Here is a 25849-nt window from a genome sequence, read left to right on the forward strand (position 1 = left end):
GCGCAATCCTCTGAAAATGAAGCCGACCCCGCCACGGGTGACGGCAGGATCCTTCTCCGGTAAATACGTCGATTCCATCAAAGAAAATATCTTTTTGTCAAAGATTTTGGCCCGGGCGTGTAACTTTCTCGCCGAATATACGAGGTAGTAGTCACGTGTAAATGTCATTTTTCCGGCGGTCCGCTTTCTCTGGAGGCGCCTGTAACGTTCTCCCGACAATCGCGGCTAAAAGTTGATTGCGCAGCGCCCGGGCAGGATGTGCGCAGAGAGATCGGCTCCTTCAAGCCTCTCGTCCACGCTCCTGGCCGTCCGGCGTTTCCTCCCCTCCTCTGCGCATCCCGATCGTTCCTCGCTCCTCCCCTTTCCGCGTTCCGTCATGCCTACGCTCTATCAGAAATCTCTGCGCATCCTGGCCGGCGTGTTCGTGGTGTATGCCCTCCTCGTGGCGACGCACCTGGGCGAGTTCTGGCCCTTCAGCATTTATCCCATGTTTTCGCGGGGCGGGCGCCCGTGGGTGCGTTCCGTCGTGCGCGAGGCCCCGGGCGAGCCGAGCGATGCGCTGTGGCAACCTCGCACCTCGCCGGACGCGCTTCCGGGCCGACCGTATCCGCTCGCCCCGGCCGACATCAATCAAAACGACATCGCCAACTTCGTCTCGAAGTCCGACTCCTGGGACGCCGGGCGGGTACACGCCCTGCGCAAGGTCTTCGGCGAGACCCTCCACGACCGCTCCCTGCTCATCGTCCGAGCCGAGGGGCGCCTCGACGCCCGAACGGTGACGGTCGCCTATACGCCCTTCATCCTCCTCACGCCGGACACCACCCTCTTCAACCCGTCCCTCCCTTTTCCAACCAGAGAACGGTGACCCTGCCATGAAGCCTTTTTCACTAAACCTGTTTGATTTTGAGCGAGAGGACACCTTCGGCGAGCGCCTGTTCTTTCGGATCTTCGAAGGGGTGGTGCTCTATTTCATCCTGACCTTTGCGTGGGATTGGGGCTTTTACATCCTCAAAATCGGCGACGTGGTTCTGCCGCTCGGCATCGCGAACCATCTCGACATTTCGTTCCTGTTCGCGCACAAGCTCTCGCTCCTCAATGCGGCGGCGATCACCGGGCTGATGGCGGCGGGCTTCTTCCGCCTCTGGCGCTTCGGATACCTGGCGGCGCTCCTTCTGCTTCACTTCCAGTACGCGGCCCGGTACAGCCTCGGCGAAATTTCGCATGGCTCGAACGTCATGGGGATGGCGTTGCTCGCCCTGGCGCTCGGGATGATTTTCTTCGTCGAGCGGAAACATGCGCGGCGCTTCACGTTCGGCTTCCTCTATTTCTTTCTCGGCCTCGGCTACGTGCTGGCGGCCGCTTCCAAGCTCATCGGCACCGGCCCGGGCTGGGTGGACGGCCGCCACCTCTGGATGTGGATCGCCGAGCGCACCGTCGATACGTTTTCCCTCTCGGGCGTCATCGCACACAACTGGCTTCAACTCCTCGCGCTCGACTCCTTGCCCGTCGCCACGATGATCCTGACGTTCGGCCTCCTCACAGAGTTTTTTGCATGCCTGATGTGGTTCCGCCGCACGCGCCCGTGGATCATGACGTTGCTGATCCTGATGCACCTCGGTGTTTTGATCACGATGAAGATCAATTTTCCGGCGAACACCGTTCTGCTTATATTGCTCGCCTATCCGTGGGGGCTCTGGCTCGACAAGGGTCTGGCGTCGCTCGACGCTTCGCTCCACACCCGGCGCACCCGCCTGTCCCTCCGGCAGTCCTGATCGAGGTTGCGAGACGCATCCGATCGAAAGGCAATTAAACTCTTTTTTAACAATAGTTTATAATAACCACGATTTCATCCGGGCGGCCGGCACACGAAGACGCCCGGATGAAATCGCGCGAGGCTTTTCCCCACCCCTCCGGTCGTCGCATGCGGCTTCTTTTTCTCACGCAAGATTTCCCGCCGGACGTGGGCGGGACGCAGACGTATGCCTTCGAGCTGGCGCGGCGGCTGGCGCAGCGGTGTGAGGCGTTCGTGGTGATCGCGCCGCGCGTGCCGGGGGCTGCGGAGGCGGACCGGGCCTTGCCGTTCGAGGTCGCGCGTGTGCGGGCGTCGTACGATACGCTCTCGGTGAAGGCGCTTCGCCCCGTGCTCGCGCGTACGCATGCGTCGTTCGATGCGGCTTTTCACGTGCAATGGCCCACGGCGCTGTCCACCCTTCCGGCGCGGCGGCTCGGGCGGCTCCGGCGTATCTTCGTGGCCGCGCACGGGCGGGAGTTGCTCTTCAACCCGTTGCCCGCGGCGCTCGGTGCGCCGTATGAGCGCCTGCGGCGGAGCGTCCTCACCCGCGTCGACCGGCTCTTTCCCGTGAGCCGGTACACCGGCGGCCTGCTCGAACGCGCCAGCGTCGCGCCCGAGCGCATGACGGTGCTCCCGAACGGCGCCGACCCCGACCGTTTCTCCCCCGGCGACGCTTCGGCGATGCGCAAGCGGCTCGGTGTGGCGGGCCGGCGCGTGGTGCTTTCCGTGTGCCGCCTCGTCCCCCGGAAAGGTCTCGACACGGTCCTCCGGGCGCTGCCGCGCGTGGCCGAGGCCGTGCCGGAGGTCCTCTACCTCATCGGCGGCGACGGGCCGGACCGCCCTCGCCTCGAAGCGCTCGCCCGAGAGGTCGGCGTCGCCGAACGCGTCCGCTTCCTCGGGAAGATCCCGGACGCCGACCTTCCCGACCACTTCCGCGCGAGCGATGTCTTCGTCATGCCCTCCCGCCTCGATCCGCCCCAGGTGGAAGGCTTCGGGCTCGTCTTTCTCGAAGCCAATGCGTGCGGCAAACCCGTCATCGGCGCGCGCACCGGCGGCATCCCCGACGCCATAGCCGAGGGGGAGACCGGCCTGCTCGTCGCGCCGGACGACGCCGAAGCGCTCGGCCGCGCCATGATCCGCGTGCTCGCCGACCCCGACCTCGCGCGGCGACTCGGCGAGCAGGGGCGCGCGCGGGTGCTCGGCGGCTTCACGTGGGATCACCTCGCCGACCGCCTCCACGAAGCGATGGTGCGCGATTTGACGGCTTCCTCAAACGCCGCGCTTTAGTTTATTCGTTCCTCTTCCGTACTTTGCCTCTCCCCCCACAGCAGCCTCCCACCGAGCCTTTTCATCATGCCCCACACCTACGATTCCCTTCAGGTCGGCGATTCTTTCTCGATTCAGCGCCTCATCACGGCGGATGAGGTCCAGGCCTTCGCCCAACTCTCCGGGGACGACAACCCGATACACGTGGACGAGCAATACGCGCGCGGCACGCGCTTCGGGAAGCCCATCGTGCACGGCGTTTACCTCATGGGCATCGTCTCGAAAGTGCTCGGGCGCGACTTTCCCGGTCATGGAAGTGTGGCGGTGAGCATCTCCTGTCGTTTTCTGCGACCGGTCCCGGTCGATTCCGAGGTGACGGTGGAAGTGCGCGTGGCCGAGAAACTCGAAAAGCACCGTCACATCCGGATGCGCATCTTTGTGTACCTCGGGAAGAAGATGGCGCTCGGCGGCGAAGCCACCATCATCCCGCCCGGCGACGACGGCGCCCTTTGATCGGGCGCGGCGGCTCAGCGCGTGAGCTTGAGCTTCTTTCCCTGCGGAATGACCTCGTCGAGTTCGACCTGATTGAGGATGGCCATCCGTTCGGCATCCCATCCGTTCGGGAGCGTCATGGTCTCGGGCACGAAGGTGCGGAACGCCGCTTCCCGTTGCGCCGGCCGGACGGCTACCCGGATCGGTTGCACCGCGAGCATGGCCGGATCCACGAGCGCCGAGAAACTCTGCATCGTGCGATAGAAGACGCCTTCGTATGCGGAATAGGCCGAGGCAAGGGTATAGCCGAGGAAGGTATACACGTTGCCGTCGTAGTCGATAAAGAACGCGAGGATGCGGATCGGCTGCCCGTCCGAGGTCTGCGCGTCGGCCACCACGAAAGAGGCGGGGTTGCCGCCGGCCCGTGAGGTCCCTTGCTCGACGACGGCGAGCCCTTTTTGCGCGCCGAAGCGGGCCGCCGCCTCTTTCGCCGTCTCGGCCTCTCCTTCGAGCGTAAAGAGGATGACCGCCTGCTGTTGGTCGGCGACCATCGTCACCTGTGTGGGCTGGTTGACCACCTGAAATCCAGCCGGCACGGAGAACCGGAAGCGCAGGTCGGGATGATAGAACATGCCGTCTTTCGTGAATCCCTGACGCGGGTTTTCGCCGAGGACGATGCCGTCGATGCGGGCCAGGTACGCGTCTTCGTCCACGTTCGTCATGGCGGTTCGTTGTTTCCACTCGGAGGCGAGGCGCAAGATGGTCTGCTCCCGCTCGCCGGGGTCCGGGTGCGTGGAGAGGAAGCCCGGCAGACTCTGGCCGCTTCGCTCGCCCAGGCGTTTCAGCGTTCGGAAGAAGCGGGCGGCCTCCCCGGCCTCATAGCCCGCCAGCGCCGCGTACTCGACGCCCACGGCGTCGGACTCGCGCTCGTCGCCCCGGCCATAGCTGAGGAACAGGAGCTGGAGTCCGGTGCTGCCGAGGTTGAGCACGCTTTCCGCCGTATGCCCTCCGAAGACCCCCTGGCCCACGAGGGCTCCGGTGATCAGCCCCAGTTGCAGAAACGATTGCGACGCGGCCCGTTTCGAGGCATGTCGTCCGGCCACGTGCCCGATCTCGTGGCCGAGCACGACGGCCAACTGCGCTTCGTTTTCGAGGTGCGCCAGCAGCCCGCGCGTCACGTACACGTAGCCGCCGGGCAACGCGAACGCATTGACCACCGGACTGTCGAGCACCCGGAACGTAAACGTGAGCGTCCGGAAGCGCGGGTCCGCGTCCGGGCGCCGGAGGTGGCTGTGTTGGAGCACCTTCTCTCCCACGCGCCGCACGTATTCGGCCAGCGCCTCGTCGTCATACACCCCGTATTGCGCCACGATCTGCGGGTCGGACTCTGCCCCGAGCTTGAGTTCCTGCTCCCACGAATAGCCATAAAAGCGCGTGTTTCCCGTAATCGGGTTGACGTCACGCGTGGCGACGCAGCCGAAGAGGAAGGCCGGCAGCACCGCCGCCATGAGGGCCGCCCGGAACAGCCGCGAGAGATGTTTCACGTGAAACATGGGTCTTCGAGCATGGGGTTGATGGTGGATGGCTCCGGCGCGCCTCAGACCGTAAGCCCGGGCTGCACGCGCCCCGCCTCGACGTGCGTGGCCCGGTGCGCCTCGCGCTCGAACGGCACGACGTCGGCAAACGCATCGGGCCGGGGCGCGGTGATGATGCTCTGCCCCACGGCGTCGGACTGAAGCAGTTCCAGAAAACCGGCGGCGCGTTTCTCGTCGAGGTTATCGAAGACGTCGTCGAGCAAAAGCAGGGGCGATTCGTCGAGGCGGTCGCGGAGGTAAAAGTACTGCGCCAGCTTGAGCGCCATGCCGAAGGTGCGGTGCTGTCCGTGCGAAGCATAGCGGCGCACCTCGAAGTCGTCGAGGCGGAACACCAGTTCGTCGAGGTGTGGACCGACGAGTGTACGCCCGCGCCGTCGCTCGCCCCGCGCCACACGCGCCATCCGGCGACGGAAGCAGGCGGCGACGGCCTCCTCATCGGCGTCCGAGGGCAACTCGTCGAGCGTGACGTACGTGATGGACGGGCGCTCGGAGACGGCCTCGATGCGCCGGTAGGCGTCTTCGAGAAAGCCGCCGAACGCCTCCATGAAACGCAACCGCCGGACGATGACCCGGCTGCCGAGCGTCACCAGCTCGGCGTCCCACGAGTCCATCAGCGCCGCCGGAGGCTCCTCGCCCCGCCGACGGTATTCGGCAAGCAGGACGTTGCGTTGTTTGAGCGCCCGCCGGTACTTGAGCAGATCGTCGAGGTAAACGGGCCGGGCCTGGCTGAGCACGTTGTTCAAAAAGCGCCGCCGCTCCTCCGGTCCCCCCGCCGTGATGGCCTGATCGAGCGGAGAAAACACGACGACGGGCAAGAGCCCCACGACCTGCGCGAGTCGTTCCAGCGGCGCGCCGTTGACAAAGATGCGCTTCCCCTCCTCCGGAACGTAGACCAGACGCACCCGGAGGTGATGCCGTTGCTCTCCCGCGAAGGCCCCCTCCACCTCAAAGAACCGCGCCCCCTTCCGAAGCACGTATGCATCCTGCGAGGCAATGAAGCTCTTCGACAGGCAGAGGTAATGAATCGCCTCCAGGAGGTTGGTCTTCCCCGCCCCGTTCGGCCCGACGAGCAGGTTCACCTTCGGAGCAAACGTGACGCTCGTTTCGGCATGCGCGCGGAAATCGTGCAGGCGGAGGTCGGTCAGGATCATGAAGACGTGCGGGGCGGATCGGAGATCATGCGGAAACGCGTTGCGCTTGTAAACGCCCCTTCCCTCCAATCGTTCGGGCGAAGGACCATGCCCTGGCCTGCACCACAAAAGCCCGTCGCCATCCCTGACGACGGGCTTCGTGCCCACTCGAACCGGCATCGGTATGCGGTCAACAATCCGGGTAATCCGGATTCGTCTCGTCACAGGGCGGATTGGGAGGTCCGCCGTTTTGCCCGTCGCCGCCGGCCTCGCCCGCGAGGTCCTCGTCCTGCGGCTCGTCTTCAGGGGCCATCGACAGATAATACCGTGTAAGTCGCATAATAACGCTCCCCGTGGTTGGAATAAGTTGATGATTTCGTGGCGTCTGCGTATCGTCTTACCTGCATTTCCTCTCTTCTGTGTTCAAATAATAGGAATACCGATGTGCTTTAGCAAAAAGATTTTGCGTTGCCTGCCCTTCCTTCTTCTCGTCTCGTCTACCGGCGCAACGCCGCTCCTTGCGCAGGAGACCTCTACCACGTGTGAGGCGCTCCATGCACGCGCGCAGACGCTGTTCGCGTATCGCCATATTCCCGACTCCCTCCGGAGCCGCCTCATCGTGGCTCGAAAAGCCATCGATTGTTTTGGTGAAAACGAGCGAGAAAAGGTGATGTATCTGTATCTGGCCGAGATCAACGCCCTCATCGCACTGCGTCGGCCCGACACGGCACTCCAGCGCTTCGAGGCGTTTTTCGAGCGTTTCCGGGCGGCCCCCGACTCGCTGTGGTTCCGCTCCATGCACCACCGGCGGGGCTACCTGTACGTCTTGCTCCAGCGCTACGGCCCGGCCATCGCCGATTACACCGAGGCCGTCGCGTACGCCGCCACGGCGCCGTCCACACGCCGCGCCCGCCTGACCCTGGACCTGGGCATCCTGTATACCTACGTGTACGACTATGAGACGGCCCGGTATTATTTCCGGCAGGCGGACTCACTCATGCAAGCGCTCTCCTCTGTCGGAGACGACGCGGACGTCCACTCCCTGAAAGCCCATCTCCACGTCTCCCGCGCCGACCTCGTCCTCAAGCAATTCGCCTATGGCGACGCCGAGGTGGGACCGGACGATCTGCGGCGAGCCGTGCAGCAGTATGAAGCCGCTGCCGAAATCTACCGCCGGGAGGGCCCCCGGGGACGCCTCGCGCGGGTGTACGCGCAACTCGCCGAGGCACACGGCGACCTTGGCGACCTCGAAGCGAGCCGACGCCTCCTCGCCCGCGCCGCACGGATCGCCAACGACCTCGACGACCCGGACCTCGACGTCTTCCTTGCGCATAAGCGCGGCCTGATCTACCTGATCGCGGGTGAACCTGCGACGGCCCGGCGCGCGCTGGAGCAGGCCCTGGCCCTGGCCGACGCGCACGCGACCACCACGCTCAAGAACTACAGCCTCAACCTGCTCGGCCTCGCAAACGAGGCGCTCGGCGACCTCGACGCAGCGGAACGGGCCTATGCGCGCGCCGCTTCGATCACCGAAGGCCTGCGCGCCGCGCTGGGAACCTCTGAACTGTCCGTCACGGCGTTCACGGCCTGGCAAGAGCCTTACCGGGGGCTGGTGCGCATCCGCCTGGCTCAGGGGCGCCCGGAGGCCGCGTTCCTCACGCTCGAACAGACGCGGGCGCGGCACCTCCTCGACCTTCACCAGCAAAACCGACGCCTTTCCGAAGCGGCTCCCCGGCTCCTTGCGCGCTACGACAGTCTGACGGCCCTGCTCATCGACACGCGGGAGATGCTCCGACGCGACGCCCTTTCTTCGGCGGAGCGCGCGACGCTGATGAACCGCGAGACCACGCTCATGCAGGCGCGGGACCATCTCCTCGGCAGCGTCGCCGCCTACGACGCTCCCTCGCTCGACGCCCTCCGCGCCCGGTTGGCCGCCAGAGGTCAGGTCATCCTCTCGTATTTTATCGAAAGCCACGACTCCCTGTTGGACCGCGCCCCGGCGTCCACCGTCTTCGTGATCACCGAGGACACCCTCGTAGCCCTCCCCCTGGACATGACCGGGGAGACCCTTCGCACGCTGATGCATGAGGTGAGTCCCCTGCTCACCGGAGGCCCCGAAGCGGTGAGCATGAACGCCGTTCACTTCCGAAACACGGCGTTGCATGAACTCTACGAGCGGCTCGTCGCGCCCGCCGCCCGTTTCCTCACGCCCGGCGCTCCGTTGCTCGTCATCCCCGACGGTCTCCTTTTCATGCTTCCGTTCGGCATCCTCGTCGAGGAGCCGCCCAGGCCGTTCTCTTATCGGGATACGCCCTATCTCTTTAAGAAGCATCCGGTCTCCGTCGACGTCGCCGCCACGCTTCGGCTTCGTGAGACCTCGCCCGCGGATGATGCGACGCTCGACCTGCTGGCGTACGGCAAGACGTCGTACAACAATCGCCGGGAGATCTCGTGGCTGCGCGCGCCGCCGCTCCGGGCCGGCAGCCTCCCCAACCTTCCGGCCGTCACGGAAGAACTCAAGCGCATCCGCCGCCTGTTTCGGAACGAACGTACGGTTCTCGACGATGATGCGACCGAGGCCGCTTTTTTCGAAGAGACGTCTTCCACCAAGATCCTCCACATCGCCGCTCATGCGCTCGTCAATCCGGATGCGCCGCTTTATAATGCCATCGTCCTCTCTCCCGACCCCGATAAGCCGGAGTACGACGGCATTGTGTATCTGTATGAACTCGGGCGGAAGCGGCTCACGGCGCAACTCGTCACGCTGAGCGGGTGCAGCACGGCGCGGGGCCGTCTGCGTCCGGGCGAGGGCATGGCGGGCCTTCAGTACGCCTTCCGCGAGATGGGCGTCCCCAGCGCGCTCTCCACGCTCTGGCTGGCCGACGACGCGGTGACGGCGCGCGTCATGGAGGGCTTCTACCGAAACCTGCAGCGCGGCTTGCCGAAGGACGCGGCGCTGCAGCAAGCGCAAATCCGGTACCTCGAAGAGGCGCCGCAAGGGGCCGACAGTCCGTTCTTCTGGGCCGCCCCCGTCCTTTACGGCAACCCGGATCCAATCCCGCTGACGCCGCGTACGGTCCTCTCCGAAAACCTGAGGTGGGGGCTTCTCGTCCTCTCCCTCGCCGTTCTCGGCTTCCTCGCCGTTTTTCACCTTCGCCGCCGCGCCCTCCGCGCCTCGTGATCTTTCATGCAAGAATCGAAACTCTTCGCCGAACTCAAGACCCTTGCCACCGAACAGCGCAACCCGCATTCCATTCGGATCGACACGGCGCCGGTGCGTGAGATCCTCGAAATCATCAATACGGAAGACCACCTCGTGCCGATCGCGGTGCGCCGGGAGCTTCCTTACGTGGAACGCGCCGTGCATCTCATCGTGGACGGCTTTCGCCGGGGCGGGCGGCTGATCTATGTGGGCGCGGGCACGAGCGGACGGCTCGGCATCCTCGACGCCACCGAGATTCCTCCCACGTATGGCGCGCCGCCGGAGATGGTGCAGGGGCTCATCGCAGGCGGGCGGGCGGCCGTCTTCCGCTCTCAGGAGGGCGCCGAGGACCGGGAGGAGGACGGCGCGCGCGACCTCGACGCGCTTGGCGTTGCGCCGCCGGACGTCGTGTGCGGCATCGCGGCGAGCCGCCGGACGCCGTACGTGGTGGGCGCGGTGAAGCACGCGCGGGCCCTCGGCTGCCGCACGCTCTTCATCACGTGCACGCCCCGCTCCGAGTTCACCCTCGACGTGGACGCGGCGATCTGCCCCGTGGTCGGCCCCGAAGTCGTCATGGGCTCGACCCGGATGAAGAGCGGCACCGCACAGAAGCTCGTGCTCAACATGCTCACGACGGCCTCTATGATACGGCTCGGCAAGGTGTACGAGAACATGATGGTGGACCTTCAGATGACCAGTCTCAAGCTCGTCGAGCGCTCGAAGCGAACGGTCATGGCCGTCACCGGCGTCGATTACGCCGAGGCCTCCCGGGTGCTCGCCGAGGTGGACGGGCACGTCAAGACGGCGCTCGTGATGATCCTCGCCGGCGTCTCTGCGGAGGAAGCGCGCGAGCGGCTCACGCGCGCGAGCGGCTTCGTGCGCCCGGCCCTCTCCGGCGAAACCTACGTGCCCGACGCCTGACGACGGAGGGTTTCACGTGAAACATCCCCCGAGCTTCTCGTCCCTTTCCGAGAGGCTGCCCCGGTGGTTTCACGTGAAACATCCCCCGAGCCTCTCGTCCCTTTCCGAGAGGCCGCCCCGGTGGTTTCACGTGAAACATCCCCGCACCCAACGTCCCTTTTCCGCCTGAAACGGATGTTTTTCACGGGATGACGGGGCGGCGCCCGAGGACCTCCCGGGGACGCGCCACACCAGAACAACGGCTCCGTACGAACGTTTCAAACGACCCGCGCCGGAACCCTCGAGACAGGGTTGCGGCCTTTCGCACATGGACCCACACCAATCCGAACGCTCTTGTCTCTCCGATCCGTCACGCACCGATTGTCCGCGTCCGGCTTTTTCGAGCACGTCCTCGCGTGGCGCCGGAGCGCCGGAGCCGAACGGCCGGAAGCGCTCCGACTCAAGGGGCTGCCGGGCTCCCTCCCCGCCTTCCTCCTCCACCTGCTCCATCGCGACAGCCCCCATCCGACCCTGTGTCTCTGCGACGAACCGGAGGCGGCGGCCTACCTCTTCAGCGATCTCCAGCAAGTCGCCGGAAGCGACGCGGGAATCCTTCTGTTGCCTCCCACCGGACACAAGCCGTACGACGACGAACAGGTCGCCGACCCCGCGCCGCTCATTCAGCGCGCCGACGTGCTGCAACAAGTCGCGGACGGCTTTTCGGGACTGATCGTGACGAGCGCACCGGCGGTGGCGGAACGCGTCCCACCGCCGGACATCCTCCAGCGGGAAACCATCACCCTCGCCGTCGGGCAGGCGATCGACCCCGCGCGCCTCGTCGCCCGCCTTACCGATCACGGCTTCGAGCGCGTCGAGTTCGTCGAACAACCGGGCGAGATGGCCCTCCGTGGAGGCATCCTCGACGTCTTCCCCTTCACCGGAGATTATCCCGTGCGGATCGAGTTCTTCGGCGATGAGATCGACTCGATCCGAGAGTTCGACGCGAGCACGCAGCGTTCCATCAGCCGCCGATCCGCCGCGCGGCTCGTGCCCAACCTCGAACGGCCCGCCGGGACGACGGCCGCGCGCCGCCCCTTCTTCGACCTCCTCCCCGCCGACGCCCTCTTCGTCACCTTCGACGAGGCCCGGGCGCCGGCCCGTCTCGACGCCCTCTTCGAGCAGGCGAGCGAGGCCTTCGCGCACCTGCCGGCAGAGACGCGCGCCGACCATGCCCCTCCCGAGGATCGTTTCCTCGACGGCGCAACGCTCGAACGCGCCCTGCTCACACACGCCCGTCTGTGCCTCGGCGGCTTCTCGCTCGCTGCCGAGACCGAGGTCTTTTCCTTCGAAGCGCGCCCGCAACCGGCCTTCCACAGCAACCTCGGAGTGCTCCACCGGCGGCTCGCCGAGAACGCAGCCGCCGACATCGACACCCTCATCCTGTGCGACAGCCGGGGCCAGGAAGGACGCCTGCGCGAACTCCTCGAAGACGACCTCGACGCGCATCGCGTCAGCCTCCAGGTCGCCTCCCTCCACCAGGGCTTCGAAATCCCCGCACTCGGCCTCGCCGTCTATACCGACCACCAGATCTTCAACCGGTACCACCGCCCGACGGCCCGGAAACAAAAGAAACGCTTCGGGGGCCTCAGTCTCCGGGAGCTTCAAAACCTCTCCCCCGGCGACTTCGTGGTCCACATCGATTACGGCATCGGAAAATTTGCCGGAATGGAGCACATCACCGTGCGCGGCAAACAGCAGGAAGCCGCCCGCCTGATCTATCAGAACGGCGACGTGCTGTACGTCAACGTCCAGGCGCTCCACAAGCTGCACAAGTACACCGGCAAGGAAGGCCATCAGCCGCGCCTGACGAAACTCGGCTCCGGGCAATGGGAGCGGGCGAAAGCGCGCACGAAGAAGCGGGTCAAGGACATCGCTCGCGACCTCATCAAGCTGTACGCGCGGCGAAAAGCCTCGGCGGGCTTCGCCTTCTCCCCGGATTCGGTGTGGCAACGCGAGCTCGAAGCATCCTTCCGGTATGAGGACACGCCCGACCAGGCGTCTGCGGCCGAAGCCGTCAAAGCCGACATGGAATCGCCCACCCCGATGGACCGGCTCGTGTGCGGCGACGTGGGCTTCGGCAAAACCGAAATCGCCGTGCGCGCCGCCTTCAAAGCCGCACAGGACGGCAAGCAGGTCGCCCTCCTCGTGCCGACGACCATCCTCGCCGCACAGCATTACGAGACCTTCCGAAAACGCCTTGCCGCCTACCCGGTCAACATCGACGTGCTCTCGCGCTTCCGAACCAAAGCGCAACAGAAAACCGCCCTGGAACGGCTCAAAAATGGCGAGGTGGACCTCATCATCGGCACCCACCGGCTGCTCTCGAAAGACGTGACGTTCAAGGATCTCGGGCTGCTCATCATCGACGAAGAGCAGCGCTTCGGCGTGGCCGTCAAGGAGAAGCTGCGGAAGCTCCGGGTGCACGTGGACACGCTCACGCTCACGGCGACGCCCATCCCCCGGACGCTCCAGTTCTCCCTCCTCGGCGCGCGCGACCTCTCGATCATCGCCACGCCGCCGCCGAACCGCCGACCCATCGTCACGGAGATCCACACGTTCGAGAAAGACCTGATCCGCGACGCCATCCTCTACGAAACGAGCCGGGGCGGGCAGGTCTTCTTCATCCACAACCGCGTCCAGTCCATCGACGAGATCGCCGCCATGCTCCGCGCCCTCCTGCCGGATGTGCGCATCCGAACGGCCCACGGGCAGATGAAGGGTCCCGAGCTCGAACGCGTGATGGCGGACTTCATCGCGAAAAAGTTCGAAGTGCTCGTGAGCACGAATATCATCGAGAACGGCCTCGACATTCCGAACGCGAACACGATCCTCATCAACCACGCCAACCGGTTCGGGCTTGCCGAACTTCACCAGCTTCGCGGGCGCGTCGGGCGCTCCGACCAGAAGGCGTTCTGTTATCTGCTCGTCCCCTCGATCCACGGCCTCACCCGCGAAGCCCGGCAGCGGCTGCAGGCCGTCGAGGAATTCAGCGACCTCGGCAGCGGCTTCCACCTCGCCATGCGCGACCTCGACATCCGGGGCGCGGGCAACCTCCTCGGAGCCGAGCAGAGCGGCTTCATCGCCGACGTCGGATTCGAGACGTACCACAAGATCCTCGACGAGGCGGTGCACGAGCTTCGCGCGGAGGAATTCAGCGACGTCTTCGAGCAGTCCCCCGTGCCGCCCGGCTCCGACGCCGCCGTCGACGTGGAAGCCGACGCATACATCCCCCCGCACTACCTCTCGAACAATGTGGAGCGCCTGAACCTCTACCGCCGCATCAGCGAAGCCGTCGACAACGAAACCCTCTCCACGATCCGCGAGGAGATGACCGACCGCTTCGGCCCCCCGCCGCCCGAGGTCGACCATCTCCTCGCCGCGGTTCGGCTCAAGCGACTCGCCGAGACGCTCCGTCTCTCGAAGGTGCTCTTCAAAAACCAGCGGCTCTTTCTCGAGATGCCGCCTCAGGAAAAGGACCCGTACTTTTACGAGCACGTCTTCCACCCGCTCCTCGAAAAGCTCAGCCGACTCGACCGCCGGTACGTGCTCAAGGACACGAAGCAGAAGAAGCTCCGCGCCATCATCCAGAACGTGCCCGATCTGACGACGGCGCTCGCCCTCCTGAAGCGACTCGCGGAGGAGGAAGAAACGTCCGTGCCCTCCTAACGGCGGTCCGGCCACCGGGGCCAAAGTGTTCAAAAAGTGGACACCGCAATGACGGTTCTCGGGCGCGATCTCTCGCCATCGCGGGTCCTAACCCCAAAAACCGGCTGCGTGCGTCAGAAGCCGATTCCGTGCGTCTGAGCGCCTCAGTCCTTCACGGCGCTCCCCGCCTCTTCGTACCGCACCGCCATCTGCTCCACGAGTGCGCGGACCTGCCTCCGAAGGGCCGTCGGCTCGACGACGTACGCTTCCGCACCGTACCGGAGCAACCACGACGCCAGGTACTCCAGGTTCTCGAAATAAAACGTCACCTCCACCTCGTCGCCGCGCGCGCGTTCCTCCTCGATCTTCGCCGGGATGGCCTGGCGCGCCCGCCGGTAGGCGCGCTTCGTGAAACGAAGGCGGATGCGCGCGTTGGCCGTGCCCGCCCCCCGCTCTTCGAGGTGCCGCGCGAGGTCGAAATCCTCCGGCCACTCGAAGCGCTCCATGAGCACGCGCATCGAGCGGATGCGGTCGAGGCGGAAATTTCGGATGTCGCTTCGGAGGTGGTCGTGCGCGATGAGGTTCCAGTGGTCGGTATAATAGACGAGGCCGAGCGGATCGACCTGCCGCCGGGTCAGTTCGTCCCGGCTTTCGACGTAATACTCCATGAGGACCGAGCGCTGCCGGGCCACCGCCTCACTGAGTTTATACCACCGCCCCTCCTCTTCCTCTTCGAGCTGTACGGCGTGAAGCCAGTACGGATCGAGCACCGTCCGATCCTTCAGCCGGTCGATGTACTCGCGCACTTCGCGGGGGAGCACGGAACGGATCTTCAGCGCCACCTGATCGGCATCCCCCCGAAGCGAGGCGTCGGATTGGAGCTTCATGAACTCGGTGCCGATGAGGAGCGTTGCCGCCTGCCGCGCCGAGAGCATGAGCGGGGGGAGTTGATAGCCTTCGAGGATCTCATACCCGCCCCCTTCGGCATAGGTCAACGGCACGCCGGATTCGCTGAGGGCGCGGAGGTCCCGAAAGATCGTCCGCCGGCTCACACCGAAGTGCTCGGCCAGGTCGCGCGAGCTCATGTTGGGCCGGTTCTGCAAAAGGAGGATCGTGGCGAAAAGACGCTCGGTCCGGTTGACTCTCCGTTCGGCGTTGCTCATGAGTGACCTCGACGGCGTGTGGGTGCGGATATGTGCAAGCGCTCCCGATTTCGGGGGATATTACGCAAAATACGAGATGGGGCATATGTGTGGCAAATCCTTCACACGAATCGAGAACGGCGGCGCGCCATGCGGCCGGCCCCTTCCGCGCCTTGCCTCACGACCGCACGCCGACGAGATGCTTCTCCGCGAAATACGCGCGGCCGAGGAGGGGTTCCAGCGGTTGCGTCTCCACCTCGACGGACGGAAAGGCCGACCGCAAAGTTTCGATCTCGGGGGTGAGGTCGCCGCCTTTGAGGCAAATCAGCCCCGGCGGCCAGGCCTCTTCCGGGCGCGGCAACGCCAGATCTTCGCGGACGGCGACGTGCCAGCGCCAGAGATCGACCAGCGGCGCGGTGGCGCGGGAGACGGAATAGTGGGCATGCCCCGGCCAGTCCTCGGCGCGGCCGTGCCACACGTGCAGGTTGTCGAGCCCGAGACGCCGCGCCATCACCGCCACCGCCCGGATCTTCTTCCCGACCGCATCGACGGCGTGGAACGTGACGTCCGGGAAGCGGATTGCGAGGGGGATCGCGGGCAGCCCGCCGCCCGTCCCCCAGTCCACCACCACCGCGCCCGGCGGGAAGGGCCGCACCGAGAGCGCCAGGGCATGGAGCACGTGCCGCTCCTCGAAGAACGCCGATGTTTCACGTGAAACGAGGTTCAGCTTTCGGTTGAAATCGAGGAGCATCCGCTCGAAGGCGCGGAGCTGTTCACGCGGCCGCTCGCTGAGGGCTTCAAGAGGATTCCACGCCGTCGATGCCATCGATTTTTGCAAATATAACTATTTATTTAAAAACAAGATAAACCAAATCATAATTCGGGGGTCTGCGCCGGAGCTTCACGCTTCGGGGCGGCGCCGTTCTTCTTCAGGAGCACCATGAGCACGGACACGTCGGCGGGGCTGACGCCGCTGATGCGCGAGGCCTGTCCGAGGTTGTCCGGCCGGATCTTTCCGAGCTTTTCGCGGGCCTCCATCGTGATGTTCGCCACCCGATCATAGTCGAAATCGGCGGGGATGGTCCACGATTCGAGGCGGGTCATCTTCTCCACCATGTCGCGCTCGCGGGCGAGGTAGCCTTCGTATTTGAGTTCGACCTCGACGAGCGTCTCGGCGCGTTCCATACCCGGCGCGGGCGTGACGACTTCGCCGGTGAGGCCGGTGTGCGCGAGGAGGTCGACGAGCTTCACCTCGGGCCGCAGGGCAAGCCGCACGAGCCGTTCGGGCCGCGTGATCGGCGACGACCCGACGGCTTCGAGGTAGCCGTTGACGGCCTCGGGACGCACCGTGGTCGCTTCGAGGGCGGCGCGGGTGGCGGCGAGCGCCTCGCGTTTTCGGAGCATCCGCTCGTACCGCTCGCGCGAGGCGAGCCCGAGGCGATAGCCCGTCTCCGTGAGCCGGAGATCGGCGTTGTCCTGACGGAGGAGGATGCGATGCTCGGCCCGCGAGGTGAACATCCGGTACGGCTCGTCGGTCCCCTTCGCCACGAGGTCGTCGATGAGCACGCCGAGGTACGCCTGTGAGCGCCGGAGCACGAGCGGCTCCTCGTCGCCGAGCCGCCGCACCGCGTTGATGCCGGCGAGGAGCCCCTGCGCCGCCGCCTCCTCATAGCCCGTCGTCCCGTTGATCTGACCGGCAAAAAAGAGCCCCTCGACGCGCTTCGTCTCCAGGCTGTACCGCACCTGATGCGGCGGGAAATAGTCGTATTCGATGGCGTACCCGGGCCGGAGCATGTGGACCCGCTCGAGCCCGGGCGTGCGCCGAAGGGCCTCGTACTGCACCTCCTCGGGCAGGCTCGTGGAAAAGCCGTTGACGTACACCTCGTCCGTGCGCCACCCTTCGGGTTCGAGGAAAAGCTGATGCCGGTCCTTCGCGGCAAACCGGTCGATTTTATCCTCGATGGAGGGACAATATCGCGGGCCGCGTCCCCGGATCCGTCCGACGAACATGGGGCTGCGGTCGAAGCCGGTGCGCAGGATCTCGTGCACGGCGGGGCTGGTGTACGTGAGCCAGCAGCTTCGCTGTTCGGCAGGCAGGCGGTCGGTCAGAAAGGAGAAGGGGGTCGCGTCGGGGTCGCCGGGCTGTTCTTCGAGGGCGGCATAGTCGATGGTGCGCCCGTCGATGCGGGGCGGCGTGCCGGTCTTGAGGCGGTCGCTTTCGAAGCCGAGGCGTTCGAGGCAGGCGGTGAGGCCCGTCGAGGCGCGCTCGCCCATGCGCCCGCCGCCGTACTGCCGTTCGCCGATGTGGATGACGCCGTTCATGAATGTGCCGCTCGTGAGGATGACGGCGCGAGCGCGGAACGTCTGCCCGAGCTGCGTGCGCACCCCCGCCACCCGCCCGCCCTCGACGAGCACTTCGGTGACCATGTCCGCGCGCATGAAAAGGTTCGGCACGGCTTCGAGGGCCTCGCGCACGGCAGCGGCATAGAGCATCCGGTCGCACTGGGCGCGCGGGCTCCACACAGCCGGCCCCTTGCGCCGGTTGAGCATTCGAAACTGCAATCCCGCCCGGTCGGTCGCCTGTCCCATCAATCCGCCGAGCGCGTCGATCTCTCGGGCGATCTGCCCCTTGCCGATGCCGCCGATGGCCGGATTGCACGACATCTTCCCGATGGCGTCGAGATTCATCGTGATCAGCAACGCGCGCGCACCCATGCGCGCCGCCGCCGCCGCCGCTTCGGACCCGGCGTGCCCTCCGCCGACCACGATGACATCGTATGTGACGTGCTCCATAGCATGGCTCCTCTTTAGACCCGCCCTGTCAATGATCGGAGAAGGGGAACGTTCCTCCGAATACCATCTGACAGGCAGGCCCAACTACTAATTTTAAAGAAATTAGTAGCAAATTAGTACGTCCCTTCTTCCCATACCAGAGGGCGTGGTTGCCGACCGCGCTTCGCTCGGACCACCCGGAAACGAGCGCCGGAGCATGGGAACGAGGATCGCCCCCCGCGCATCACCCATACATCCCGCACGGCCCGCGCACGGCCGCGATGTGGTCGGGAATGCCGAACGTCCGCCGGGGGCTGCCGACGGCCTTCACTTCCCGATGCAGAAGCGCGAGAAGATCTGGTCGAGGACGTCCTCGTTCGTGATCGCGCCGGTGATCGCGCCGAGTTCGTGGAGGGCGATGCGGAGGTCGAGCGCGAGGGCGTCGCCGGAAGCGTCGGCGGCGAGCGCGCGGCGGGCGGCGCGGACGGCGTCGAGGGCCGCACGGAGATGCGCGCGATGACGCTGGTTCATCACCACGGGCGAGGCGTCGGCGCGGCTCAACCCGTCGGCGACGGTCTCTACGAGCGTATCGACGAGCGCTTCGAGCGCGCCCGGATCCGCGACGCCTTCCCGCGCCGAGATCGGGAGAAAGGCCGCCTCCATACCTTCCGGCGGGGAAGCCTTTCCGGGGACGAGATCGCGTTTATTGCCCACGAGGAGGACCGCAAGGCCGGCATGCGACGCCGAGAGCGTCCGGAGGAAGGCGCGCTCGTCGTCGTCCATGCCGCGCGTGAGGTCGTACACGTACAGGAGCACATCGCCCGTCTCGATGGAGCGGCGGGCGCGACGCACGCCTTCGGCTTCGATGGCGTCGGCGGCCGCGCGAAGCCCGGCGGTGTCGACGAAGCGAAAGCGCAGCCCCCGGATTTCCGCCTCGGCCTCGATCTCGTCGCGCGTCGTGCCGGGCGTGGCGCTGACGATGGCGCGATCCCGCCCGAGAAGCGCGTTCAGAAGCGTCGACTTGCCCGCATTGGGCCGCCCGCCGATGACCACGCGCACGCCGTCGCGAAGCAACGCGCCGAGCTGATACGAGTCGAGGAGCTCGGCGAGAAGCGATTCGCTGTGTTCGAGCAGCCGTTCGAGGCGCCCCCGGTCGGCAAAGGCGACGTCTTCCTCGGCGAAGTCGAGTTCGAGTTCGACGTACGCGCAGAGCTCGAGCAGTTCGTCTCGGAGGCGGTGGAGGCGTTCGGAGTACCGACCCTGGAGGTGTGCGAGAGAGACGCGGTGCGCGAGCGTGGAGGAGGCGTGGATCAGGTCGGCGACGGCTTCGGCCTGCGCGAGGTCGAGCTTGCCGTGGAGGAACGCGCGCTGGGTGAACTCGCCCGGCTCAGCCATGCGCGCGCCGTGGGCGAGGAGGCTCGAGAGGATGAGGCGGGGGGCGAAGTCGCCGCCGTGGCACGAGATCTCCACCACGTCCTCGCCCGTGGCCGAACGCGGCGCGCGAAACACCGTGACGACGACCTGATCGATGGCGGTTCCCTCCGGACCGAGAAGGTAGCCGACATGCGCCGTGTGCGAATCGACCGCCGCGAGGTCGCGCCCCCGAAAGCATGCATTGACGACCGCGACGGCTTCCGGGCCCGAGACCCGAAGGACCGCGAGCGCGGCGCGGCCTCGCGCGGTGGCCGGTGCGGCTATCGTATCCTCAGCGCCTCTCATCTCGGATCGGAATCATGCCATTCGGAACGCCGCCACGGCGAGTTAGACCACCGTTACGATCAAACGGCGGCGTCACGAGCGAATCTTTTTCCCACCCTTCCGGGACGCGGCGCCCTTGCCCCCGGCTTTGACGGCCTTCTTCTTGCCCGCGCCATTCTTGCCTTGCGCGGCCTCGGCTTCGGCCTTCTCATGAATCGACTTGTTGATGTACTTCTGCTGGATGGCCGTCAGCACGTTGTAGCACAGATAGTACAGGCTCAGGCCCGAGGCGAATTTGTTGAAGATGCCGAAAATCATCACCGGGAAGAGGTAGGTGAAAATCTTCGCCTGCGCATTGGACGTGGTGGGCGTCATCTGCATGCGCATCTGCACGATCATCGAAAGCCCCATGAGCAACGTAAAGCCCGCCACGAAGTTGCCGTAGAGCGGGATGGTAAAGGGGAGATGGAGGATCACGTCCGGGGCCGAGAGGTCGGTGGCCCAGAGAAATCCCTGCTGGCGAATCTCGATGGCCTGGGGCAAGAACTGCCACAGCGCAATGATGATCGGGTACTGCAGAAGCATCGGAAGACAGCCGCCGATCGGATTGACGCCCGTCTCCTTGTACATCTTCATCATGGCCTCCTGCTGCTTCGCAGGATTGTCGGCGTACTTCTCCTTGATGGCCTCCATCTTCGGCTGAAGCTCCCGCATCTTCGCCATGCTCTTGTAGGACGACTTCGTCAGCGGGTAGACCAGCAGCTTGATCAGAAACGCCATGATGATGATGACGAGCCCGTAGTTCGGGAGCACCGAACCGAGCAGGTCGAACACCGGGATGAACACGTATTTCGCCAGCGGGCGTGTGATCCACTCGAAGGCATCCCACCCGTAATCGACCATGTCGTAGAGGTCGCGGTCATACTTGGCGATCCGGAGATAATCGAGGGGGCCGATGTAGAAGATGAAGGAGTCAGGCTCGGCCGTCGGCGGCGGCATGAGCAGGCTCATGGTGTAGTCCTCCTTGAGGGAAGGCGTGTTCGGTTCCCCGAAACGCTCGCCGATCAGCTCGGCGCCGCGCGCCAGCCCCGCCGGCATCATCACCGCCGTGAAGTACGTGTTTTTGACGGCCACCCAGTCCACGGAGCCACGGAGGGTCTTCTCTTCGTAGGCATCGGAGGAGAGATCGATGTATTCCACCTCGCCGCCGCTCCGGGCGTACGCGCCCGAACGCCGCGCTTCCTGCTCGATGTTGGCCTCGGTGAACGGCACTCCGCCGGACCACATGACCTCATAGCCCCGGTTCGTCGCGAAGGACGCCGCGTTCTCCTGACGAATGGTCAGGTCGACCTCGTAGTTGTCCGGGTGGAACGTGTACGTCTGGATGATGCGCCCTTCGCCCACCTGCGTCGAGAACGCGAGAGTGGTCAGGCTGTCGGAGACCACGATTCGGTCGGCGGAGGCGCTCGGCTCGAAGTAGAGATTGCGCGTATCGACGACGCGGCTGTGGGGGGTGGTGAAGACGAGCGAAAGCGCGCCTGCTTTCGTCGTGTCGACGATCTGGACGGGAGCGCCGGTGTCCGCCCGTTTGTACGCTTTCAGTTTGAACGAGACGAGCGTGGCGCCCTTCGTCGAGAGCCGCGCCTCATACAGATCCGTCTCCACCGTGATGAGGCGCTCTTCGCCTTCGGTGACCCTGATGAGCGTCGTGTCGATGGCTTCCGCCAGCGGGTCTCGGGCAGGTTCGAGAACCGGGGCGGTCTGCTTGATCGTATCCGGCGGCGGCTCCGTGGCGGTGGTCAGCGTGTCGCCTGCCGGCGCTTCGCCCGGCGGAGGCGGCGTCGGCGACAGCCACGTCAGCCACACGATCATGATGAGGGCAATGAGAATGGTGGCAATGACGACGTTTCGATCCACGGTCGATGCTCCGGCAAGAGGGGTTGCCTAAGGCAAAAAGAATGAGCGTTTTAGGCGGCTTTCGGAATGGCGGAGAGTACGGAAGGAGCCTTCGGCTGTTCCGGGCTCATGGAAGTTTCACGGCCTGTTTTCAGGCGGGGAAGAGGCGCTCAGACGCCGGGCCAGGCGTCGCAGCGCTTCGGGCAAATCGCGAGGGATGCACGCGCGGCCCTGCTTCGGATTGCCCCGAAAGAGCACCATCACCGTGAGGGCGTCCGGGCGCTGCGAAAAGAGGTCTACCAGGAGGTACTGATGAACCCGGTAGACCTCTCGCATGATCCTTTTGAGCCGGTTGCGCGTGACCGCCTTCCGCACGCCGCGTCCGACGGCAAAGCCCACCTGAACGGGGGCATCCGCGCCCGCCTCCTCGCGCGGCGCCCACCGGTAGATCAGCCGCACACACCCGACGGCGAGCGAGTGGACGTCGCGCCGGTTCCGGTCGAAGAGCGGCCGAATGAGCCGCCGGCGCTTGAGCCGCATCCGGCGCGGGAACGGATATGCACGCGGCGGGTGCTCCGGGGTACGGGCAGGCGAAGACACGGCGGATTACTTGCCGCTCCGGGTGTCGGTGACACTCAGGTTCTTACGCCCTTTGGCCCGGCGGCGCGCCAACACCCGTCGCCCGTTCTTCGATGCCATACGCGACCGGAACCCGTGCTTGTTTGCCCGCTTCCGACGGCTCGGCTGGTACGTACGTTTCATATCAACCTCAAAACGGTTTATCTTCCAAATAGAAGGCGCTCTTACCGCACGCCCGGAAGCAGGTTTCGGCCCCGGTTGCGGATTTCATCTTCCCTTCAGGCAAAGGCTGATTAAGATAAGGAACGTTTGGTTAAAAGCAACGTCGATACCTTGACTTTCATGCGAAGTCGAGCTAATATGACGGCCTGATCGCGGGAATAGCTCAGTTGGTAGAGCATCAGCTTCCCAAGCTGAGGGTCGCGGGTTCGAGTCCCGTTTCCCGCTCAACGACTTTGGATTTCAGAGCGCGGATCCCGAACCGAACGCCCACTCGGTCGCCGATCCGGACGTCTGAAATCCAACTGTTGTTTTGGGGCGGTTAGCTCAGTTGGTTAGAGCGCCTGCCTTACAAGCAGGAGGTCACTGGTTCGAATCCAGTACCGCCCACGGAAAAGCCTCGAAATCGGACCCTTCACCGATTTCGAGGCTCGTCTATTTTAAGAGGGCCACCGCTTAAGAGGGCCACCGTCCTTTACCTGCCCTTCTCTCCCCCATGCTCACGGTCCCGACCACAGGTTCAGCGAGCCTGCGTGAATGGTGAGCCGCCCCTGCAAAACGAGCGCGGGAGGCGTATAGGCTTTGCGCGGCGAATCCGGAGGAGAGAGCGGCGATTCGGCGGCATTCGAGACCTCGCGGCGCGAAGGATGCTCGGGATGCTCAGACGTGGATTTCATCGGAATGACCTTGTCATGATTCATGAAAACGATGAAGGGGTGCGCGCGGCTCATTTGATCAGAAGCATACGACGCACCGAGACGAAGGCTCCCGCCTCGATCCGGTAGAGATAGACGCCGCTCGGCGCTTCGTCCGCCCGCCACGTCACCGTATGCGCGCCGGCGGGAAACGCCCCCCGGGCGAGCACCGACACCTCGCGACCGAGCAGATCGTACACGGCCAGCCGCACCTCCGAGGCCTCGGGCAGCGCGAAACGGATCGTCGTGACCGGGTTGAACGGGTTCGGATAGTTCGGCTCCAGCGCGAAGGCAGTGGGGAGAGGCTCTTCGGTCCCGGTCGTCGCGGCGTGAAGGGACAACTGCGGGTCGACGTGCAGCGTACGCGGCGTCGGGCATACGTCCGAGACGTCGAGGAAGAACGCCGAGCCCGTCTCCTCCGGCGCGCCGATGATGAGCTTCACCTCGGTGGCTTCCCCGCCCGGCGCGCCGGTGTAATCGAAGCGTTCGAAGCCGCTGTTCTTTGATCCGGTGATCGAGCCCGAGCCGGTATAGCCGGGCAGCGACGCGCCGCCGGCGTCCCGCACGTCGATGAGCGCGATGTTCGAGGAGGCGCCGAGGTCGAGCGCAAACGCGCCGAAGCCGACACCGGAGGTCATCGGCACTTCGCCGAGGCCGCCGGAGAGCACCGTGATGGCGCCGTCCCACATCGGCACGGTGCCGGGGTCGGAGCAGGCGGCGGGCGAGAGTGTCTGGCCGGCATTGACCGCGCCGGGAGAGTCGTCGCTCGGGCCGGTCCACGTGAAGTCGGCGCCCGTCGCGCCCGTGCCGGTGCGCTGAAGCGAAGAGCCCACGGGCGTGCTGCCGCTCTCCGAGACGCCGATGTCGGCGCACGTCACGCCGTCGGCCACGCCGCCCGATGCCGTAAAGGCGCCTTCATAGCAGATGAACTCGATCAGCGTGCCCTGGTAATCGAGCGCCAGCCCGTCGGGAGCGCCGTTCTGAATGCCCGAGATCGCCTTGGAAAACACCGTGAAGCCGGCCGCGACGTCTCCGCTCGTAAACGTATCCAAACCATGCGTGCCATAGCTCGAACTATTGTTTCCATTATAGAGTGTCACCGTGAAGTCGCCGAGCGCAAAACTCCCGGCGTCTTCGAGTATCACCTCGACGAACTCGCCCGTGTCTGCGCCTGCGTTATCATAATGAAACTCGTTAATCCAGGCATTCTGCGCCTGAACGGGCAGGCTCACAAGAAAGAGAAACGCGAGAATCGGCAGCCCTCTATACATCGACACCCTCCTGTTTTGTCACAAAAAACTCGTATAAATCGGCAAGAAAGGAAACGCGCGCCCTTCACTTCATTCCCCGAAAAAATTCACACCAGCGAGCACGCCGTCCAATACTCGACAGGAATCAATGATTTTCACTTTATATCAAACGTCCCCTCCCTTTCATGATATTCCCTCTTATCATTTTATCTTAACACTTTACACATTCCCCCGTTTAAGCCGGAGGCGCCGACTCATGGAGAAAGATGCCATGGCCGGGTCTTCTTCTCCAGGGGTTACGATTGGTTACCCGCGGCCGGCGTGCCGTCAGGCTGCAGGCAAAAAGAGCGTTCGCAAGTTTAACCTTTTGCCGTGAGAACGGTATACCCCGGGGATATTCCTTTCCAGCCCTCACCCTCACGATGGAAAAGCCCCCCACCAAACAGGATACGTCCCAAAAATTCGGCCGGACCTTGATGGAGGACCTCCGCAGCGGCGACCTTCGGCGCTCGCTCCGGCACGATCTGCAGGAGACCTACCGGTTTTACCTCGACGACGCGAGCCGGGAAGAGCTCTCCACGATGGGGGAGGTGAAACGGTGGATCGTGGCGACGTGGTGGTTGCTCAAGAGCATGTTCTTCAAGCTCACGCCGGCGCGCCGCCTCTTCCTCGTGCTCAGCCTTTTCTTCGTCCTCAACGGTTCCACGGGCGATCCGGCTCAGCTCTATATCGGCTTCATCGTGCTGTTCTTCATCCTGCTCCTCGAAGTCAAGGACAAGCTCCTGGCGCAGGATGAGCTTGCTGCCGGACGCGCCGTGCAGCTGGCGTTGATGCCGGATCGCACGCCGTCCGTGCCGGGATGGGAGGTGTGGCTCTTCACCCGCCCCGCCAACGACGTCGGCGGCGACATGGTGGACTTCCTCGAACACGAAGACGGGCGCCTCGGGCTTGGACTCGGCGACATCGCGGGGAAGGGGTTGCCGGCGGCGCTTCTCATGGCGCAGCTTCAGGCGACGCTCCGCGCCCTTGCGCCCGGCTCCGACGCCCTCGCGAAGCTCGGTGCGGAGCTCAACGCCATCTTCTATCGCGACGGGTTGCCGGGGCGCTTTGCCTCGCTCGTTTACCTCGAAGTGGAACCGAACGCAGGCGAAGTGCGCGTGCTCAACGCCGGGCATCTGCCGCCCATCGCCGTCCGCCCCGAAAGCGTCGAGGAGATGCCGCGCGGCGCGCCCGCCCTCGGCCTGATGCCCCGCGTGAAGCACACCGAGCAGCGCATCCACCTCGACCCCGGCGACTTCCTCGTCGTCTATTCCGACGGCGTGACGGAGGCGCGCAACGAGCACGGGTGGTTCTTCGACGACCACCGACTCCACGCGCTGCTTCCGGAACTTCGCGGACGCTCGGCGGAAAACGCCGGGCGCCATATCCTCGACGCCGTCGACCGCTTCATCGGCGAGGCCCGCCCGCACGACGACCTCTCGCTCATCATCCTCAAACGCCTCGAATCGTGACGCCC

Annotated in this window: 20 protein-coding genes and 2 tRNA genes; 10 read left to right on the forward strand and 12 right to left on the reverse strand. The window is 65.1% G+C overall.

Annotated features, from left to right (window positions below; genetic code table 11):
- Nucleotides 1-376: 376 nt before the first annotated feature.
- The 4 genes from AC1HIY_RS13775 (at nt 377) to AC1HIY_RS13790 (ending at nt 3571) form a co-directional block, all read left to right on the forward strand.
- Nucleotides 377-865: a hypothetical protein gene (locus AC1HIY_RS13775; RefSeq protein WP_479577322.1), complete on the forward strand. Its 489-nt coding sequence runs from the start codon at nt 377-379 to the stop codon at nt 863-865.
- Nucleotides 866-872: 7 nt separating this feature from the next.
- Nucleotides 873-1772 (forward strand): hypothetical protein, encoded by a 900-nt coding sequence (locus tag AC1HIY_RS13780; protein WP_479577323.1) that lies wholly within the window; start codon nt 873-875, stop codon nt 1770-1772.
- A 149-nt stretch (nt 1773-1921) separates the two neighbouring features.
- Nucleotides 1922-3079: a glycosyltransferase family 4 protein gene (locus tag AC1HIY_RS13785; protein WP_479577324.1), complete on the forward strand. Its 1158-nt coding sequence runs from the start codon at nt 1922-1924 to the stop codon at nt 3077-3079.
- Between the two features lie 66 nt (nt 3080-3145).
- A complete protein-coding gene (locus tag AC1HIY_RS13790; protein ID WP_479577325.1) occupies nt 3146-3571 on the forward strand; it encodes a MaoC family dehydratase in 426 nt (141 codons plus the stop codon).
- 14 nt (nt 3572-3585) lie between these two features.
- Here AC1HIY_RS13790 and AC1HIY_RS13795 read toward each other — a convergent pair whose 3' ends face one another.
- From AC1HIY_RS13795 to AC1HIY_RS13805, 3 genes are all read right to left on the reverse strand, one after another.
- Nucleotides 3586-5103 carry a M48 family metalloprotease gene (locus AC1HIY_RS13795; RefSeq protein ID WP_479577326.1) on the reverse strand — a complete coding sequence of 506 codons (1518 nt, stop codon included), beginning with the start codon at nt 5101-5103 and terminating at the stop codon, nt 3586-3588.
- 44 nt (nt 5104-5147) lie between these two features.
- Entirely contained in the window at nt 5148-6296 is a 1149-nt protein-coding gene (gene recF, locus AC1HIY_RS13800) for a DNA replication/repair protein RecF (RefSeq protein ID WP_479577327.1), read from the reverse strand.
- A gap of 169 nt (nt 6297-6465) precedes the next feature.
- The gene (locus AC1HIY_RS13805) at nt 6466-6615 is read right to left on the reverse strand and encodes a hypothetical protein (protein WP_479577328.1); all 150 of its coding nucleotides are present in this window, start codon (nt 6613-6615) and stop codon (nt 6466-6468) included.
- Between the two features lie 102 nt (nt 6616-6717).
- Here AC1HIY_RS13805 and AC1HIY_RS13810 point away from each other — a divergent pair, with 102 nt between their 5' ends.
- From AC1HIY_RS13810 to mfd, 3 genes are all read left to right on the forward strand, one after another.
- Nucleotides 6718-9456, forward strand: coding sequence for a CHAT domain-containing protein (locus tag AC1HIY_RS13810; RefSeq protein WP_479577329.1), 2739 nt, complete (start codon nt 6718-6720; stop codon nt 9454-9456).
- A gap of 6 nt (nt 9457-9462) precedes the next feature.
- Nucleotides 9463-10398, forward strand: a complete 936-nt coding sequence (gene murQ, locus AC1HIY_RS13815) for an N-acetylmuramic acid 6-phosphate etherase (RefSeq protein ID WP_479577330.1) — start codon at nt 9463-9465, stop codon at nt 10396-10398.
- Between the two features lie 333 nt (nt 10399-10731).
- Nucleotides 10732-14103, forward strand: coding sequence for a transcription-repair coupling factor (mfd, locus tag AC1HIY_RS13820; RefSeq protein ID WP_479577331.1), 3372 nt, complete (start codon nt 10732-10734; stop codon nt 14101-14103).
- A gap of 143 nt (nt 14104-14246) precedes the next feature.
- Here mfd and AC1HIY_RS13825 read toward each other — a convergent pair whose 3' ends face one another.
- The 7 genes from AC1HIY_RS13825 to rpmH form a co-directional block, all read right to left on the reverse strand.
- A complete protein-coding gene (locus tag AC1HIY_RS13825; protein ID WP_479577332.1) occupies nt 14247-15245 on the reverse strand; it encodes a helix-turn-helix transcriptional regulator in 999 nt (332 codons plus the stop codon).
- A gap of 157 nt (nt 15246-15402) precedes the next feature.
- Complete coding sequence (locus tag AC1HIY_RS13830) at nt 15403-16050, reverse strand: 16S rRNA (guanine(527)-N(7))-methyltransferase RsmG (RefSeq protein ID WP_479577333.1); 648 nt, start codon at nt 16048-16050, stop codon at nt 15403-15405.
- Nucleotides 16051-16097: 47 nt separating this feature from the next.
- Entirely contained in the window at nt 16098-18017 is a 1920-nt protein-coding gene (mnmG, locus tag AC1HIY_RS13835; RefSeq protein WP_479577334.1) for a tRNA uridine-5-carboxymethylaminomethyl(34) synthesis enzyme MnmG, read from the reverse strand.
- Nucleotides 18018-18323: 306 nt separating this feature from the next.
- Nucleotides 18324-19715 (reverse strand): tRNA uridine-5-carboxymethylaminomethyl(34) synthesis GTPase MnmE, encoded by a 1392-nt coding sequence (gene mnmE, locus AC1HIY_RS13840; protein ID WP_479577335.1) that lies wholly within the window; start codon nt 19713-19715, stop codon nt 18324-18326.
- 72 nt (nt 19716-19787) lie between these two features.
- Complete coding sequence (yidC, locus tag AC1HIY_RS13845) at nt 19788-21611, reverse strand: membrane protein insertase YidC (RefSeq protein WP_479577336.1); 1824 nt, start codon at nt 21609-21611, stop codon at nt 19788-19790.
- A 117-nt stretch (nt 21612-21728) separates the two neighbouring features.
- Nucleotides 21729-22130 (reverse strand): ribonuclease P protein component, encoded by a 402-nt coding sequence (locus AC1HIY_RS13850; protein ID WP_479577337.1) that lies wholly within the window; start codon nt 22128-22130, stop codon nt 21729-21731.
- Nucleotides 22131-22196: 66 nt separating this feature from the next.
- Nucleotides 22197-22352: a 50S ribosomal protein L34 gene (rpmH, locus tag AC1HIY_RS13855; RefSeq protein ID WP_456426625.1), complete on the reverse strand. Its 156-nt coding sequence runs from the start codon at nt 22350-22352 to the stop codon at nt 22197-22199.
- 191 nt (nt 22353-22543) lie between these two features.
- Here rpmH and AC1HIY_RS13860 point away from each other — a divergent pair.
- Nucleotides 22544-22616: transfer RNA gene (locus tag AC1HIY_RS13860), tRNA-Gly, on the forward strand.
- Between the two features lie 88 nt (nt 22617-22704).
- A tRNA-Val gene (locus AC1HIY_RS13865) sits at nt 22705-22778 on the forward strand.
- 110 nt (nt 22779-22888) lie between these two features.
- Here the strand turns inward: AC1HIY_RS13865 and AC1HIY_RS13870 are convergent.
- On the reverse strand, nt 22889-23065 hold the full coding sequence (locus AC1HIY_RS13870) for a hypothetical protein (RefSeq protein ID WP_479577338.1): 177 nt from the start codon (nt 23063-23065) through the stop codon (nt 22889-22891).
- Between the two features lie 50 nt (nt 23066-23115).
- Nucleotides 23116-24354 carry a T9SS type A sorting domain-containing protein gene (locus AC1HIY_RS13875; protein ID WP_479577339.1) on the reverse strand — a complete coding sequence of 413 codons (1239 nt, stop codon included), beginning with the start codon at nt 24352-24354 and terminating at the stop codon, nt 23116-23118.
- Nucleotides 24355-24755: 401 nt separating this feature from the next.
- Between AC1HIY_RS13875 and AC1HIY_RS13880 the strand changes: the two genes are divergently transcribed.
- Nucleotides 24756-25844: a PP2C family protein-serine/threonine phosphatase gene (locus AC1HIY_RS13880; RefSeq protein WP_479577340.1), complete on the forward strand. Its 1089-nt coding sequence runs from the start codon at nt 24756-24758 to the stop codon at nt 25842-25844.
- The last annotated feature ends 5 nt before the right edge of the window (nt 25845-25849 follow it).

The organism is Rhodocaloribacter sp. (assembly GCF_056451265.1).